Origin of the sequence: Mesorhizobium sp. M1322 (assembly GCF_040318085.1) — a bacterium.
Taxonomy (GTDB): Bacteria; Pseudomonadota; Alphaproteobacteria; order Rhizobiales; family Rhizobiaceae; genus Mesorhizobium.
The window spans coordinates 23,175-37,406 of record NZ_JAMYLP010000055.1; the positions used below are offsets into that span (position 1 = coordinate 23,175).

Here is a 14,232-nt window from a genome sequence, read left to right on the forward strand (position 1 = left end):
GAGGGCAGATGGCCGAGCTTGATGGAAGCTTGATATTTGAAGTCCTCAAGTCCATTCAGTCGCGGCTGGACAGGATGGATTTGACGCTCGGGGAGGTAAAGTCCGAGCTCGGCTCCATCCGCGGCCACCTCATCGCCACCGAGGGTGACGTGAAGAACATCTATGGCGTGCTGGCTCGCCAGGACGAGCGCCTGGAACATATTGAACGCCGCTTAGACCTGCGCGAACTTGCCGAAGCCCAGAGGCCTTACGAACCGAAATGAAATCAGCCGTCGTTCTTCTCCCGGGCCTCAACCGTGACCGCGACATGATCGCGGCGCTGACCAAGATTTCGGGAACACCACCGGTCACCGTCTGGCAGACCGACACCGAAATCCCCGATGTCGACCTGATCACCATTCCGGGTGGCTTCTCCTTCGGCGACTATCTGCGCTGCGGCGCCATTGCTGCGCGCATGCCTGTGATGCGGGCGGTCGCCGAAAAGGCGGCCAAGGGGGTCATGGTCATCGGCGTCTGCAACGGCTTCCAGATCCTGGTAGAGGCCGGCCTGCTGCCGGGCGCCTTGATGCGCAACACCTCGCTGAAATTCGTCTGCCGGCAGGTCAAGCTGCAGATCGCCAACGCCAACACGATGTTCACCCGCCGCTATCAGCCGGGCCAGATCATCCGCTCGCCGGTGGCGCATCACGACGGCAATTACTTTGCCGACGCCGAGACGCTTCGCAGGCTCGAAGGCGAAGGCCAGGTCGTGTTCCGCTATGCGGAAGGCACCAATCCCAACGGCTCGATCAACGACATTGCCGGCATCATCAACGGCCAGGGCAATGTGCTCGGCCTGATGCCGCATCCCGAGAACCTGATCGAAGCGGCGCATGGCGGCAGCGACGGCCGGGCACTGTTCGAAAGTGCCCTCGGCATCGCCGCTTGATATCTTCAGCATTCATCCCTTCCGAATTCGAAAATAGGCGCCGCATGAGCCCGAGACAGACGATCGCCCGCCTCGCTCTCGTCGCCGCCGCCGGCCTTGTGTTCGCCTCCTGCCAATCGAAGCCGAAGAACGCGCCGGCGCCTTCGGGCAAGAGTGCGGCGCTGCTTGCCATGGAACAGGTGGCGATCGCCGCCCACAAATGCTGGATCGCCAGCAAGGATCCCGCCTTCAGGCCTTATCAGATGGCCATTGAGCTGAATTCGTTCACCGGCACACCGCGCTTCCTGCTGGTCCCGGTCAAGCATTATGGCGGAAAGCCGTTGCTGGTCGTGCAGGCGCAAGGCAATTCACGCCGCATCGACGTCTACGGTCCGCTGATGAACGAGCCGCTCGGCGCACGCATCGGTTCGGACATCGCGCGCTGGCAAACAGGCAATCCGGCCTGCGGTGCGGCTGCGTAGGGCTGTGAGCCGCTTCCTGCAGATCGCCGGTCTGGTCATAGGCCTGGCCGGGCTTGTCCTGCAAATCTGCATCACCACTCCGGCGTCCATGGCAGCCGGCCGCAGTTTTGTTGGCTCGCTGGTCTTCTACTTCAGCTTCTTCACCATCCTGACCAATATCGGCGCGGTGCTCGTGCATGTTTCGCTGCTGTCACCCGGTGGCTACGCCTGGTTCCCGGCCTTTGCCGGGCCGCGGATGCGAGCCGGCGTGGCGGTCGCCACAACCCTGGTCTTCATCGTCTATGCGACGGTCCTGGCGAAGCTTTGGCAGCCGCAGGGTCTGTTCCTGCTCTGCGACGTCCTGCTGCACTATGTAACGCCGGTGCTGTTCGTGCTGTGGTGGCTTGTCGCAGGTGCCGATGGCTCGATGCGGTGGCGCGACATCTCCTGGTGGATGATCTATCCGGTCGCCTATTTGGCCTATGCACTGGCGCGGGCGCCGATATCAGGCGAAGTGCCCTACCCGTTCCTCGATGTCGCCAAGAACGGCGCAGCCAGCGTCGCCGTCTCGGCGCTCGGCATCACCGGACTTTTTCTGGTGCTGTGCATAGTCGCCGTACTTGCAGACCGCGGCGTCTCACGGATGAGGAGCCACGGTAACTATCAAGGCACGAAAAAGGCGTCCTAGGACCGTGTCTTCTTAGATGCACTCAAGCTTAATGCATCTTTCAGTCCCAGAACGGCCTCAGACCCTCACGGTGGGCATCGGCGCGCGAGATGCCGATATCCCTGAGCTGATCATCGGTCATCTCCAGCAGGACCAGCCGGCTGCGCCGGCGATCCAGCAGGCTGCCCATCCGGCTTACGAATGACCTGACCATACGCACCAGGCGACGGACATAGCCTTGCCGGCCTGACGGACGCGCTTCGAGCAATTCAGCTCTCGTGTAACGGATTGTATCGATTGCAGCCATTTTCTTGCTACCGGAATTCAGATTGTACCCTTTTGTCACGCAATCCATATGTATTGACTCTCAATTCGGTGCAATATAAAAAATTGTCACCATGACAAATTGGCTTCCAGATCTTACGTCCGGCTCGGGGCCCCTCTACCAGCGGCTTGCAGATTCCATTGAAACCGACATCGACCGTGGCGTGATCGATGCGGGGGCAAAACTGCCGCCGCAGCGCGATCTGGCATACGACATCGGCACGACCGTCGGCACGGTCGGTCGGGCCTACCAATTGTTGCGCGAACGGGGGCTGGTGAGCGGCGAAGTCGGGCGCGGAACCTATGTCCTGGGCCGGCACGAGACTAAGACCGATCTGCTGGCATCCGACCCGCATGTGGAAGGCACGCGCTATATCGATGCGCCTCGCGGCAAGTTGCGCTTCGACAGCACAGCTGCGCCGGATATTGGTCAGGGCGCCATTGTCGCCGATGCGCTCTCGCGCACGGCGCAGGACCATCCGTATGAGATTTCAAGCTATACCCGGGATTTTCCCGACCGCTGGTTCGAGGCCGGCTGCAGCTGGCTCTCGCGAAATTCGTTTCGCCCGAGCCCTGATGGCATCGTTCCGACGCTCGGCACCCATGCCGCGGTTATGGCGGCGATTGCCGCGCTCACCACGCCTGGCGACTATATCGTCTTCGAGCACCTCACCTATTCGCAGATTTCACGCAGCGCCGGCCTGATTGGACGCCGGACCGCGCTGGTGACGTCGGACGAGGAAGGGCTAGACCCAGAGGATTTCGAGCGCGTCTGCGCGCAAAAACATCCGAAAATGATGTTCCTGATGCCGACGGCCAAGAACCCCACACTGGTGACGCTGTCGGCAATACGCCGCGAGGCCATCGCGCGCGTCGCGCGCGAATACAATGTCGTTCTGATCGAGGACGATCTCTATGGCGATCTGACCGACGACCCGACCCCGCTATTGGCCGAATATGCTCCCGAACGGACCATCGTTGCCGGCGGCCTGTCGAAATCGGTCGCGGCGGGCGTTCGCGGCGGCTGGCTCGCCTGTCCGCCGGCCTATCGTCATCGGATCCGAGTCGCCCACAAGATGCTGACGGGCGGCCTCCCCTTCCTGCTGGCGGAAGTGTGTAGCCGGCTGGTGCTGTCCGGCCAGGCCAGCGAGATGCGCAAGCGCAGCATCGTCGAGATCAACGCGCGCATGGCGATCGTGCGCGAGACACTGGCCGGGTTCGACTTCAAGGCAGTGGACAATGTGCCCTTTGTCTGGCTCACCCTTCCTGATCCATGGCTTTCCGGCACCTTCAAGAATGCCTGTCTCGAACATGGCGTGCTCATCGATGACGAGGACGAGTTCAAGGCCGGCCGCTCCGAGCAGGTTTTTCACGGCGTGCGTTTTGGCGTTTCACAGCCGAGTCGTCGAGAGGACATCGCGGGTGGCGTCGGCGTGATCCGGCGGCTTCTGGACGAAGGCCGCGCCGGCTACGACAGTTTCTCCTGAGCCGGCTTGAAACCGGCGGGTCGAGTGGCGATCTTTCGCTACTTGCTGCGCCCTATCGCTTTCCATAGTTTTTCGTCGCGTGATGGGTGTATCGGCTGCAAAGCTTGCGATAAGACGGGGCTCGATTCCAAGGATGTAAATTGCCGCCCATGACCATTTCCAATTCCCTGCCAATCACTCAGGAACTCATTGCCGCGCATGGGCTGAAGCCCGACGAATATCAGCGCATCCTCGACCTGGTCGGGCGCGAGCCGAGCTTTACCGAGCTCGGCATCTTCTCGGCGATGTGGAACGAGCACTGCTCGTATAAATCCTCGAAAAAGTGGCTGCGCACGCTGCCGACCACCGGGCCGCAGGTCATCCAGGGGCCGGGCGAGAATGCCGGCGTGGTCGACATCGGCGACGACGACTGCGTCGTCTTCAAGATGGAGAGCCATAACCACCCTTCCTACATCGAGCCCTATCAGGGGGCGGCGACCGGCGTCGGCGGCATCCTGCGCGATGTCTTCACCATGGGCGCGCGTCCGATCGCCGCAATGAACGCGCTGCGCTTCGGGGCGCCGGACCATCCCAAGACCAGGCATCTGGTTGCCGGCGTCGTTGCCGGCGTTGGCGGCTATGGCAATTCCTTCGGCGTGCCGACGGTCGGCGGTGAGGTCAATTTCGACGCGCGCTACAACGGCAACATCCTGGTCAACGCCTTCGCGGCGGGGCTCGCCAAGACCGATGCGATCTTCCTGTCGGAGGCCAAGGGCGTCGGCCTGCCGGTCGTCTATCTCGGCGCCAAGACCGGTCGCGACGGTGTCGGCGGCGCCACCATGGCCTCGGCCCAATTCGACGACAAGATCGACGAGAAGCGGCCCACCGTTCAGGTCGGCGACCCCTTCACCGAAAAATGCCTGCTCGAAGCCTGCCTCGAACTGATGGCGTCCGGCGCCGTCATCGCCATCCAGGACATGGGGGCTGCCGGCCTCACCTGCTCGGCGGTCGAAATGGGCGCCAAGGGCGACCTCGGCATCGAGCTCGACCTCGACAAGGTGCCGGTGCGCGAGGAGCGCATGAGCGCCTATGAGATGATGCTGTCGGAGAGCCAGGAGCGCATGCTGATGGTGCTGCGCCCCGAAAAGGAAAAGGAAGCCGAGGCGATCTTCCACAAATGGGGCCTCGACTTCGCCATCGTCGGCAAGACCACCGACGATCTGCGCTTTCGCGTTCTGCACCAGGGCGACGAGGTCGCCAATCTGCCGATCAAGGACCTTGGCGACCAGGCGCCGGAATATGACCGTCCCTGGACCGAGCCGAGGAAGCCGGCGCCCCTGGCGGCCAGCGATGCACCGCAAGCGGATGTCGCCGAGGCGCTGCTGAAACTGCTTGGCGGACCCGACCTGTCCTCGCGCCGCTGGGTATGGGAACAGTACGACACGCTGATCCAGGGCAATTCGCTGCAGCTTCCGGGCGGCGATGCCGGCGTCGTGCGCGTCGAAGGTCATCCGACCAAGGCGCTCGCCTTCTCCTCCGACGTGACGCCGCGCTATTGCGAGGCCGATCCTTACGAGGGCGGCAAGCAGGCGGTGGCCGAATGCTGGCGCAACCTTACCGCCACCGGCGCCCTGCCGCTCGCGGCCACCGACAATCTCAATTTCGGCAACCCGGAACGTCCGGAGATCATGGGCCAGTTGGTCGGCGCCGTGAAAGGCATCGGCGACGCCTGCCGCGCGCTTGGCTTTCCGATCGTCTCCGGCAATGTCTCGCTCTACAACGAAACCAACGGGCAAGGCATCTTGCCGACGCCGACCATCGGCGGCGTCGGGCTGATCGCCGACTGGTCCAAGATGACGCGGATCGGCTTTGCCGCCGAGGGCCAGATGATCCTGCTGGTCGGCGCGCCGTCCATGTGGGGAACGCATCTCGCCCAGTCGGCCTATATGCGCGACATCCATGGCCGCACCGAGGGTCCGCCGCCGCCGGTCGACCTCGACCATGAAAAGCGCGTCGGCGACCATGTGCGCGCCCTGATCGCCTCCGGCGTCGTTACATCAGCGCATGACATTTCCGATGGCGGCATTGCTGTCGCGCTGGCCGAGATGGCGATGGCGTCCGGCATCGGCGCGACCGTCCCCGGCCTGGTCGGGACCGATCCGATCCCGGTCTGGTTCGGCGAGGATCAGGGCCGCTATCTCTTGACGCTGTCGATCGATCCGCAGAGCGACGAATGGGATGCCATTCGCGAACAACAGAGCAAGCTCGGTATCTTCGCGCCGTGGATCGGCTCGACCGGTGGTAGTGACCTGAAACTCGGCGAGGCACGGGCGATCCCGGTCAGAGAATTGACCGCTGCCCACGAATCCTGGTTTCCTCGCTTCATGGCAAATGAGGTCGTGGACCCGTGATATGATCGAGTGGAGTCGTTTGGGTGTGGTTCATCCGCCATTTCGATAATATCTATGAGATCACGACCTGAACAAGGAATCCTCGCATGGCAATGGACGCGCACGACATCGAACGGCTGATCAAGGAAGGCATTCCGGACGCCAAGGTGACGATTCGCGACTTGGCCGGCGACGGCGACCATTATGCAGCCGAGGTGGTAGCCGAAAGCTTTCGCGGCAAAAGCCGTGTCCAGCAGCATCAGATGGTCTATGACGCGCTGAAGGGCAATATGGGCGGCGTGCTGCACGCGCTCGCCCTGCAGACCAGCGTGCCGGACTGAGGGCTTCGGCGTCCTTTTTCGTCGAGACGGCAATGATCGGCCCTGCCGGATATTTTTCGCCGACGATCGATCTCTCGCCATTCGACGGCGCCGAGACCGCCCGTCGAAGAAAAGCGCGTTGGGGCAGTGCAGCGCATCGCGGAACAGGCGTGCAAAGCTGCCGAGACTGACTTGCGAGCACCAGATCGCGATTGCCTGAGCCACCAGATCAAGGCCAGCGTAACGAGCACAATACCAATCAGGATTGTCGCGCTATCTCGCCTTTTTATCGCTCCCTTGGGAAATAGCTGGCCGATGCTCTTGGCCCAATATCAAGCCATCCTTTGCGCCATTTGCGTGACGATGCGGCAAACGTCTTGTTTCAGGCAACCTATGGGTTTATTTGAAAGGTATGTTTCGAGCCCGACTCCCGCGGGCATGAAAGGATTCTCTATGAGCGGTATCAACGACTACATCGACAGCGAAGTTAAGGGCAACGACGTCGTCCTTTTCATGAAGGGCACGCCCGGTTTCCCGCAATGCGGGTTTTCCGGTCAGGTCGTGCAGATCCTCGACTACATCGGGGCCGACTACAAGGGCGTCGACGTGCTGACCTCGGCCGAGCTGCGGCAAGGTATCAAGGAATATTCCAACTGGCCGACGATCCCTCAGCTCTACGTCAAGGGTGAATTCGTAGGCGGCTGCGACATCATCCGCGAGATGTTCCAGGCAGGCGAACTTCAGACGTTCCTCGTCGAAAAGGGCGTGAGCGTCAAAGGCGCCGCCTGAATTTTTGTTTGTGCATGATCCCCAGCGAAATCGATCCCGATTTCGGGGTCATGCGCTAAACGCCGGGCCAGTCCCCACCTTGGCAGACTGAGTACCTCCCCGTATTGGGGCCTAAGACGAATGAATGCGCTGGTGCGCCGGCGCTTTTCGTTTGAAGATCGGACTTGCCGTGGATCAGCATGCACAAGCGCCGGAGGCAGGCACCTTGCCTATTCCGCGCTGGGAGTTCATCGCGCTTTGCGCGGCATTGATGGCGCTCAACTCGCTGGCCATCGACATCATGCTGCCGGCGCTGCAGCAAATCGGCGCCTCGCTCGGCGTGGAAAATGAAAATCACCGTCAGTACGTGATTGCCGCCTATATTTTGGGCTTTGGCGGCGGGCAGCTCTTCTTCGGACCGATCTCGGACCGCTTCGGACGCCGTGCTCCGCTCGTTGTCGGGCTGGTAATCTATGTCGCAGCGGCGGCTGCGGCGGCAATTGCCCCGACATTCGCCATTCTTATCCTGTGCAGGGTAGTGCAAGGCATCGGCGCCGCGGCCACACGCGTCATCGCCGTCTCGATCGTGCGCGACACGTTTGACGGCCGGCGCATGGCCGAGGTCATGTCATTGATCTTCATGGTGTTCATGGCCATTCCGGTCGTCGCCCCCGGCATTGGTCAGTTCATCATGCTGTTCGCGACCTGGCACGTGATCTTCATCACCATGGCGGCCGGGGCGCTGATCGTGTCGGCGTGGGCGCTGCTGCGCTTGCCCGAAACGCTGCGTCCCGAATATCGCAGACCACTGACGGCCGAATCCATCATCGGCGGCTTCCGCATCGTGCTGACCAATCGCATGGCACTTTGCTATGCCTTCGCCAGCACTTTTGCCTTCGGCGCAATGTTCGGCTTCATCAATTCGGCGCAGCAAATCTATGTCGGCGTGTTCGGCGTTGGTGAGATGTTCCCGGTGATTTTCGCAGGGATTGCCGGCGTGCTCGCCTTTTCGAACTATCTGAATTCACGCCTTGTCGGCCGCATCGGCATGCGCCGCCTGTCACAGAGCGCGCTGCTGCTGTTCCTGGTGATCAGCCTTGCCTGGCTGGTGGTGTCGTTGGAAATGAAGATGCCGCTCTGGCTTTTCATCACCTTCTTTGCCTGTGCGATGGTCCCGTTCGGCGCACTCGGTGCGAATTTCAACGCGCTCGCCATGGAGCCGCTCGGCCAACTGGCCGGCACGGCATCGTCCATTCTGGGTTTCATGCAGACCTTCCTCGGCGGCGTGCTCGGCACGCTGATTGGCCAAGCCTTCAACGGCACGGTGACGCCCTTGGCCGCCGGATTCTGCAGCGTTTCGCTTGGCGCATTGGTGATGGTGCTGATCGCCGAGCGCGGCAAATTCCTCCAGCCGCAAAACCAGCCGGTTTAATGCCGACACGCTTTAGGATGCACGCCCACTCGCTGCTGTGAAGCGAGGGAACAGCATACGCCCTGCGATCGCTCCACCCATGCTGTCCGAAACGGGCAGTGGCAGAGCCTTGTCGAGAGCCTCGAGGACGGAAGCCACGAAGGCCCGGTTGAGGGCGGCATCATTCCCTAGACGGGAGTAGGTGGCGCGAGGCTTGCCTATAAGTGTGCCGTTTCGGCGAATTGAGAACTGCAGCGTCAGGGTCATGCCCGCGGTTCCGGGCGGTGGCTCCCAACAGGCGACGATCGCGGAGAACATCTCGTTTATGGTGTCGACGGGTTCGGGACTGCGACATGCGCGTTCCTGCGATGTTGCCGCGTTCGGACTGGCAACCAAGGCAAGGGTAAGGGCGACAATTGCGAACCGAGGTTTCATCTCGGGTCTCCGGTTTCGCGCGGAGAAATATAATGTAGGCGAATTTTTCGACGAAAGCCTCCATCGATATCAGCGCGCCGCATGAATCCTTTTAGACGCGACGCGCTTTTAGTGGCGCACCATGCCAGCGTCGACATTCAGCGTCTGGCCGGTGATCCAGCGTGCGTCATCCGAGGCCAGGAACGACACCACATCAGCAATGTGCTCAGGCTGCCCTTTGCCTTTCATAGCCTGCAGCATCTCGACGAAGCCGAACGCCTCGTTGTGCGGGCTCGCCTTGACGCCATCACTCTCGATCAGGCCCGGCGTCACCGCGTTGGCGGTGATGTTGTATTTGCCGAGCTCTGTGGCCATTGCCCGGGTGAAGCCGATCACCCCGCCCTTGGCCGCGACATAGGCCGCCATGTTCGGCGTGCCGGCAAAGAAGGTGTTGGAGGCGATGCTGATCACCCGTCCGGCCTTGCCGGCGGCACGCATCTGGTCCGTTCCCGCGCGGCTGACGATGAAGGTGCCGGTCAAATTGACGTCGATGATCTTGCGCCAATGATCGAGGTCGACATCGTCCCAGGCGACGAAAGGCACGATGCTGGCGTTGTTGACCAGAATGTCGATGCCCCCGGTCAGGGCCTGGATCTCGGCGAAGAGCGCCTTAACGGATGCAGGATCGGAAATGTCGGCGGCGATCGCCTTCGCTTTTCCGCCGATCGACGCAGCCGCCGTTTCGGCGCCTTCCGCGTTGATGTCGCTGACGATGACGGTCGCGCCATCGGCGGCCAAGCGCGCGGCGATCGCCTTGCCGATCCCTTGTGCGGCCCCGGTAACCAGGGCCGTCTTTCCCGCAAGCCGTTCAGTCATGAAAACGCTCCCTCGATTGTGATCTGGTTATTTTCTGGTTCACGCGTCGGCGTCGATAATGGCGAGCGCCGCGTCGATGCCTTTGCCGACCGCGAGTTCCTGGCCCAAGGAATTCATCGCGCCGCCAAGTGCCGTCAGCGCCGCGATCGCATAGATCGGCTGGGCGGTCGGGCCCATATGGCCGATGCGTGTCAGCTTGCCCAATGTTTCACCGCGGCCAGACGAAAACACCACGCCGTAGCGGGCGCGCGCGGCCTGGCGAAGCGCCTTCTCGTCGATGCCTTCGGGCGTCCTGACGGCGGTCGTGGTTGGCGACGCGATATTGTCGCGGGCGGCCCAGATCGACAGACCCATGGCGGCAACGCCCGCGCGCATGGCTTTGGCGGTGAGCGCGTGGCGCGCCCACACCGCCGCCGGTCCCTCGTTGAGGTATAGGTCGAGCGCGACGTCGAGCCCGTTCATCTCCGCGACGGACGGCGTGAACGGAAACGGCTGGTCCTTCGACCACGCATGCTCCCAATCGACGATGCTGAGCATCGATGCGCGGGGTGCCAGTGGATTTGCCTTCATCTTGGCCCAGGCGCGCTCGCTGACGCCCATCATTGTGAGGCCGGGAGGCGCGCCCAGGCATTTGTTAGGGCCGGTGACATAGATATCGGCCTTGCAATCCTGCGGATGCGTTTTCATACCGCCGAAGGACGAAACGGCATCGACGATTAGATAGGCGCCATGCGCCGAAACCAGCGCGCCGACGGCGTCGATCGGGTTGATGGTGCCCGACGGCGTGTCGTGGTGGCAGACGGAAACGATGCTGATTTCCGGATGTGCTTCCAGCATTGCCGCAACCGCCTGCGGGTCGATCGCCTCGTTGTAGGGCACCTCGATTTCGAGCAGATGCGGCGAATAGCGCTTCGCCCAATAGCCAAACCCCTTGCCGTATACGCCGGAGACAAGATTGAGCACGACGTCGTCGGGCGTGATCAGGGAGGCTGCGGCGGCCTCCAGGCCAAGAACCGGCTCGCCGTGGAGGATGACCGGCTTGTTCGATAGCCGCATCGCCTTCTGCGCCTTGTCGACCACACCCTCGTAAAAGAGCTGGAACGCTGGGTCGTAGTCGTAGAGCACGGTGCGGCCGAGGCCGCGCAGCACATTGGAATAGGCGTTCACCGGCCCCGCGGTGAGCGTGATGACCGGTTCGGCTTGTTCGAGATAGCGCATGGTCTTTGTCTCCGCATTGGCGGCGGTCAGCCGTAGAATTGCGTGCCGGTCCGATAGGTTTTGAAGTTTTCCATGTCGTGCGAATACATCAGCTCGGCGCCATGGTCCTCCGCGAGCTTCTTCACCTTGCGCATCGAATTGACGCCCGCCACAGGGTCGATGTGGAAGGCCGCCTGGCAGAGCGTTTCAAGGCTCTTCTGCGTGTAGGCCGCGTCGATGGTGAACATGATCGGCTTGCGCTTGGGAAACTCGACCAGCAGGCTGTAATGGCCGATCGAGTGACCGGGCGTCGAGATCAGCCTGACGCCCCTGGCAAGCTCGACGTCGCCGTCGATGCCTTCGAAGGTCGAGTTGGCCCGCGTCGTGCCCTCCAGCAATTGCGCGGTCGCGCCACGCGCTTCGGCGGCCTCCGCCGAGAAGCTCAGATCGGAATAGCCGAGATGCTCGAAAGGCTGGGGATTGCAGGCCTGCGGCACCTCGGTCCGGTGGCAGATCTTCTTGGCATGCGGAAAATACTTGTTGCCGCCGCAATGGTCGAAATGGAAATGCGAGTTGACGACGACATCGATGTCTTTCGGTTCGAGGCTGAGCAGCGCCAGAGCGCCGGGAATGGTCTGGTGCTTTTCCTGGATCGGCTTTTCGAAAGGCAGCACTTTCATGACGTGATCGTAGTCGTAGCCGGTGTCGATGAGGAACCGGCCCTCGGCATGCTCGATCAGGATCGAATAGACGGGAAAGCGCACTTCGCCACCGGGGCCGCGATTCCAGAATACGTGATAGCCGTCGAGCACGAGCGAGCCGCCGTCGAGCAGGTAGACCTTGGTATCCGACATTTTTGTCTCCTCTTTTGGCGCGGGTCCCGTCCGCGCCATGACCTGTGATTAGCGCGCGCCGCGCTCGTATGGAATGCCGAGCGCCGCCGGTAGACTGGCCCGTCGGCCGAACAGCACCAGCATGATCATCACCGCCAGGAACGGCAGCATCTGGATGACGTCGGTCGGTATATTGATGCCGGCCACCTGCATGGCCGTCGTCAGCGACAGGCAGACGCCGAACAGCAGCGCGCCGAACAGCACCCAGACCGGGCGGCCGCGCGCCAGCATGGCCAGCACGATGCCGAGAAAGCCCGCGCCATTGGTGATGAACGGAATGAACAGGCCGGCGCCGACGTTGGCGAGATAAGCGCCGCCGAGCCCGGCCAGCGCTCCGGTCGTCAGCACGGCGATGGTGCGGGTTCGCACCACGTCGATGCCGGCGACGTCAAGGGCTGCCGGCTTGTCGCCCGCAGCCTGCAGGTTGAGGCCGAGCTGCGTGCGCCGGTAGATGTAGCCCATGGCGAAAACCAGCGCGACCGCCAGATAGACGATCATATGCTGCCTGAACAGCGCCGGGCCGATGACGGGGATGTCCGACAGCAACGGAATGACCGTCACATCCACCGCCGGCAGGCGGGGATAGCTGCGCGAAAACTGGAAATGGTGGAGCAGCGCCGTCAGACCTTCGAGTCCCAAAGTCAGCGCAATGCCGATAACGATCTGGTTCAGCCCGATGCGCACGCAAAGCAGCGCCATGACCAGCGCTACCGCGATACCACCGCCGGCGCCGGTGAGAAAGCCCAGCCACAGCGAGCCGGAATAGAAGGCGCCGACGAAGCCGAGATAGGCGCCGGCCAGCATCATGCCCTCGATGCCGATGTTGAGCACCCCGGCCTTCTCGGACATCTGTTCGCCGAGGCCGGCCAGCAGCAGCGGGATCGCCGCGGTGACCGCGCCAAACAAAAGCGCGCTGAGAAAGACTTCGCTGAACAGCCCGGTCATCGCTTCAGGCCCTCCGCGACTGGTTGTAGCGGTGATCGACATATTCGGCGAGCGCAAGGACGATCAGTACGATGGAGACCAGCACCAGCGTGAAATGATTGGGCACGCCGAGCCGCCGCGCAGCGCTCTCGCCGCCGATCGACAGCACCGAAAGCAGGAACACGAAACCGATGGCGGCAAAGCCGTTCATGCGGGCGAGGAACACCACGGGGATGACAGCCAGCCCGTAAGCGGGGTTCCAGTCGGCGCGGACGTTACCCTGAACGCCGAGGATATCGACGGCGCCGGCAAGGCCGGCCAACCCGGCCGAAATGGCAAAGACGGCGACGGTGAGCTTCGGTACGCCGAGCCCCGCATGGATGGCCGCGCGGGGATTGGCGCCGACGATCCTCAGCTTCAGGCCGAAGGCCGTGCGCGTCATCACCAGATGAACGGTGATGATCGCCGCCAGCCCCAGAAGCAATCCGCTGGTGATGGTCGTGTCGAACAGGCGCGGCAGCCGGTCCTCGACCGGCAAGGTGCGGGTTTGCGGCACGGTTGTGCCCGGATCGCGAAACATCAGCTTGACCAGCACATTGGCAAGCGAGGTGCCCAGAAACGTCATCATCAGCGTGGTGATGATCTCGTTGACGCCTTGATAGGCCCGCAAAAGGGCTGGCACCAGCGACCAGAGCATCGCAACCATCATAGCAATGACGAACGAGCAGATTAGCGCCAGCCAGGCTGGCATGACCGCCACGAGAACCGGGGCGCTGGCCGCCGCCGTTACCGCGCCGAGCAGGAACTGGCCATCGCCGCCGAGATTCCACATGCCGGCGCGAAAGGCCACGATCAGGCCGGCGGCAAGAAACAGCAGCGGCGCCATACGCGTCAGCGTCTGCTGGACGCCAAGCGGCGACAAAAGCCCTCGCTTGAGCACAAAACCATAATAGGCAAGCGGATCGACGCCGACGGCAAGCAGGATGCAGCCGGCGATGATCAGCGCGGCCAGTATAGGGCCGAGCGTCATCAGCAGCCGATGCTGGATGTCGCGGCGCGTAGCCATCGCAGCGGTGGCATCGAGTGCGGTTGCGTTGGCGGCTGGGGCGGTGTCGATGCTCATGCGGCAAGTCCGATCATCAAGCGACCGACCCTGGTGCGGGCGTCCGCCCCCAGTCAACCGCGGCCCCCGACGCAACTGGGAAGACACCACA

The 14,232-nt window shown here is 62.5% G+C and carries 16 protein-coding genes; 9 read left to right on the forward strand and 7 right to left on the reverse strand.

The window, feature by feature from the left end; all coding sequences use genetic code 11:
* The first annotated feature begins 8 nt into the window (after positions 1-8).
* From NKH12_RS19670 to NKH12_RS19685, 4 genes are read left to right on the forward strand one after another with little or no spacing between them, the layout of a single operon-like run.
* Entirely contained in the window at positions 9-263 is a 255-nt protein-coding gene (locus NKH12_RS19670; RefSeq protein WP_352954655.1) for a hypothetical protein, read from the forward strand.
* A complete protein-coding gene (gene purQ, locus NKH12_RS19675; RefSeq protein WP_352934825.1) occupies positions 260-928 on the forward strand; it encodes a phosphoribosylformylglycinamidine synthase subunit PurQ in 669 nt (222 codons plus the stop codon). Before NKH12_RS19670 ends, purQ begins: the two co-directional genes overlap by 4 nt.
* A gap of 44 nt (positions 929-972) precedes the next feature.
* Positions 973-1,389: a hypothetical protein gene (locus tag NKH12_RS19680; protein ID WP_352954656.1), complete on the forward strand. Its 417-nt coding sequence runs from the start codon at positions 973-975 to the stop codon at positions 1,387-1,389.
* 4 nt (positions 1,390-1,393) lie between these two features.
* Positions 1,394-2,056, forward strand: a complete 663-nt coding sequence (locus NKH12_RS19685; protein WP_352954657.1) for a Pr6Pr family membrane protein — start codon at positions 1,394-1,396, stop codon at positions 2,054-2,056.
* A gap of 40 nt (positions 2,057-2,096) precedes the next feature.
* Here the strand turns inward: NKH12_RS19685 and NKH12_RS19690 are convergent, their stop codons facing one another.
* Positions 2,097-2,342: a DUF1127 domain-containing protein gene (locus NKH12_RS19690; RefSeq protein WP_352954658.1), complete on the reverse strand. Its 246-nt coding sequence runs from the start codon at positions 2,340-2,342 to the stop codon at positions 2,097-2,099.
* Positions 2,343-2,433: 91 nt separating this feature from the next.
* Here NKH12_RS19690 and NKH12_RS19695 point away from each other — a divergent pair, with 91 nt between their 5' ends.
* The 5 genes from NKH12_RS19695 to NKH12_RS19715 all read left to right on the forward strand — a co-directional run bounded on the left by NKH12_RS19695 (position 2,434) and on the right by NKH12_RS19715 (position 8,735).
* Positions 2,434-3,846, forward strand: coding sequence for an aminotransferase-like domain-containing protein (locus tag NKH12_RS19695; protein ID WP_352954659.1), 1,413 nt, complete (start codon positions 2,434-2,436; stop codon positions 3,844-3,846).
* 149 nt (positions 3,847-3,995) lie between these two features.
* Positions 3,996-6,236 carry a phosphoribosylformylglycinamidine synthase subunit PurL gene (purL, locus tag NKH12_RS19700; protein ID WP_352954660.1) on the forward strand — a complete coding sequence of 747 codons (2,241 nt, stop codon included), beginning with the start codon at positions 3,996-3,998 and terminating at the stop codon, positions 6,234-6,236.
* Positions 6,237-6,322: 86 nt separating this feature from the next.
* Complete coding sequence (locus NKH12_RS19705; protein WP_023674714.1) at positions 6,323-6,556, forward strand: BolA/IbaG family iron-sulfur metabolism protein; 234 nt, start codon at positions 6,323-6,325, stop codon at positions 6,554-6,556.
* A 432-nt stretch (positions 6,557-6,988) separates the two neighbouring features.
* The gene (grxD, locus tag NKH12_RS19710) at positions 6,989-7,324 is read left to right on the forward strand and encodes a Grx4 family monothiol glutaredoxin (protein WP_029353656.1); all 336 of its coding nucleotides are present in this window, start codon (positions 6,989-6,991) and stop codon (positions 7,322-7,324) included.
* Positions 7,325-7,493: 169 nt separating this feature from the next.
* Positions 7,494-8,735: a multidrug effflux MFS transporter gene (locus NKH12_RS19715; RefSeq protein WP_502910815.1), complete on the forward strand. Its 1,242-nt coding sequence runs from the start codon at positions 7,494-7,496 to the stop codon at positions 8,733-8,735.
* A 12-nt stretch (positions 8,736-8,747) separates the two neighbouring features.
* Here the strand turns inward: NKH12_RS19715 and NKH12_RS30605 are convergent, their stop codons facing one another.
* From NKH12_RS30605 to NKH12_RS19740, 6 genes are all read right to left on the reverse strand, one after another.
* On the reverse strand, positions 8,748-9,149 hold the full coding sequence (locus NKH12_RS30605; protein WP_502910816.1) for a UCP034077 family protein: 402 nt from the start codon (positions 9,147-9,149) through the stop codon (positions 8,748-8,750).
* A 108-nt stretch (positions 9,150-9,257) separates the two neighbouring features.
* Positions 9,258-10,004 carry a pyridoxal 4-dehydrogenase, SDR-type gene (gene pldH, locus NKH12_RS19720; RefSeq protein WP_352954661.1) on the reverse strand — a complete coding sequence of 249 codons (747 nt, stop codon included), beginning with the start codon at positions 10,002-10,004 and terminating at the stop codon, positions 9,258-9,260.
* A gap of 39 nt (positions 10,005-10,043) precedes the next feature.
* Positions 10,044-11,222: a pyridoxamine--pyruvate transaminase gene (ppaT, locus tag NKH12_RS19725; protein WP_352954662.1), complete on the reverse strand. Its 1,179-nt coding sequence runs from the start codon at positions 11,220-11,222 to the stop codon at positions 10,044-10,046.
* Between the two features lie 26 nt (positions 11,223-11,248).
* Positions 11,249-12,055 carry a 4-pyridoxolactonase gene (gene pldA, locus NKH12_RS19730; RefSeq protein WP_352954663.1) on the reverse strand — a complete coding sequence of 269 codons (807 nt, stop codon included), beginning with the start codon at positions 12,053-12,055 and terminating at the stop codon, positions 11,249-11,251.
* A 48-nt stretch (positions 12,056-12,103) separates the two neighbouring features.
* On the reverse strand, positions 12,104-13,039 hold the full coding sequence (locus NKH12_RS19735; protein ID WP_352954664.1) for a putative B6 ABC transporter permease subunit 1: 936 nt from the start codon (positions 13,037-13,039) through the stop codon (positions 12,104-12,106).
* Positions 13,040-13,043: 4 nt separating this feature from the next.
* Complete coding sequence (locus tag NKH12_RS19740; protein ID WP_352954665.1) at positions 13,044-14,141, reverse strand: putative B6 ABC transporter permease subunit 2; 1,098 nt, start codon at positions 14,139-14,141, stop codon at positions 13,044-13,046.
* Positions 14,142-14,232 lie beyond the last annotated feature (91 nt).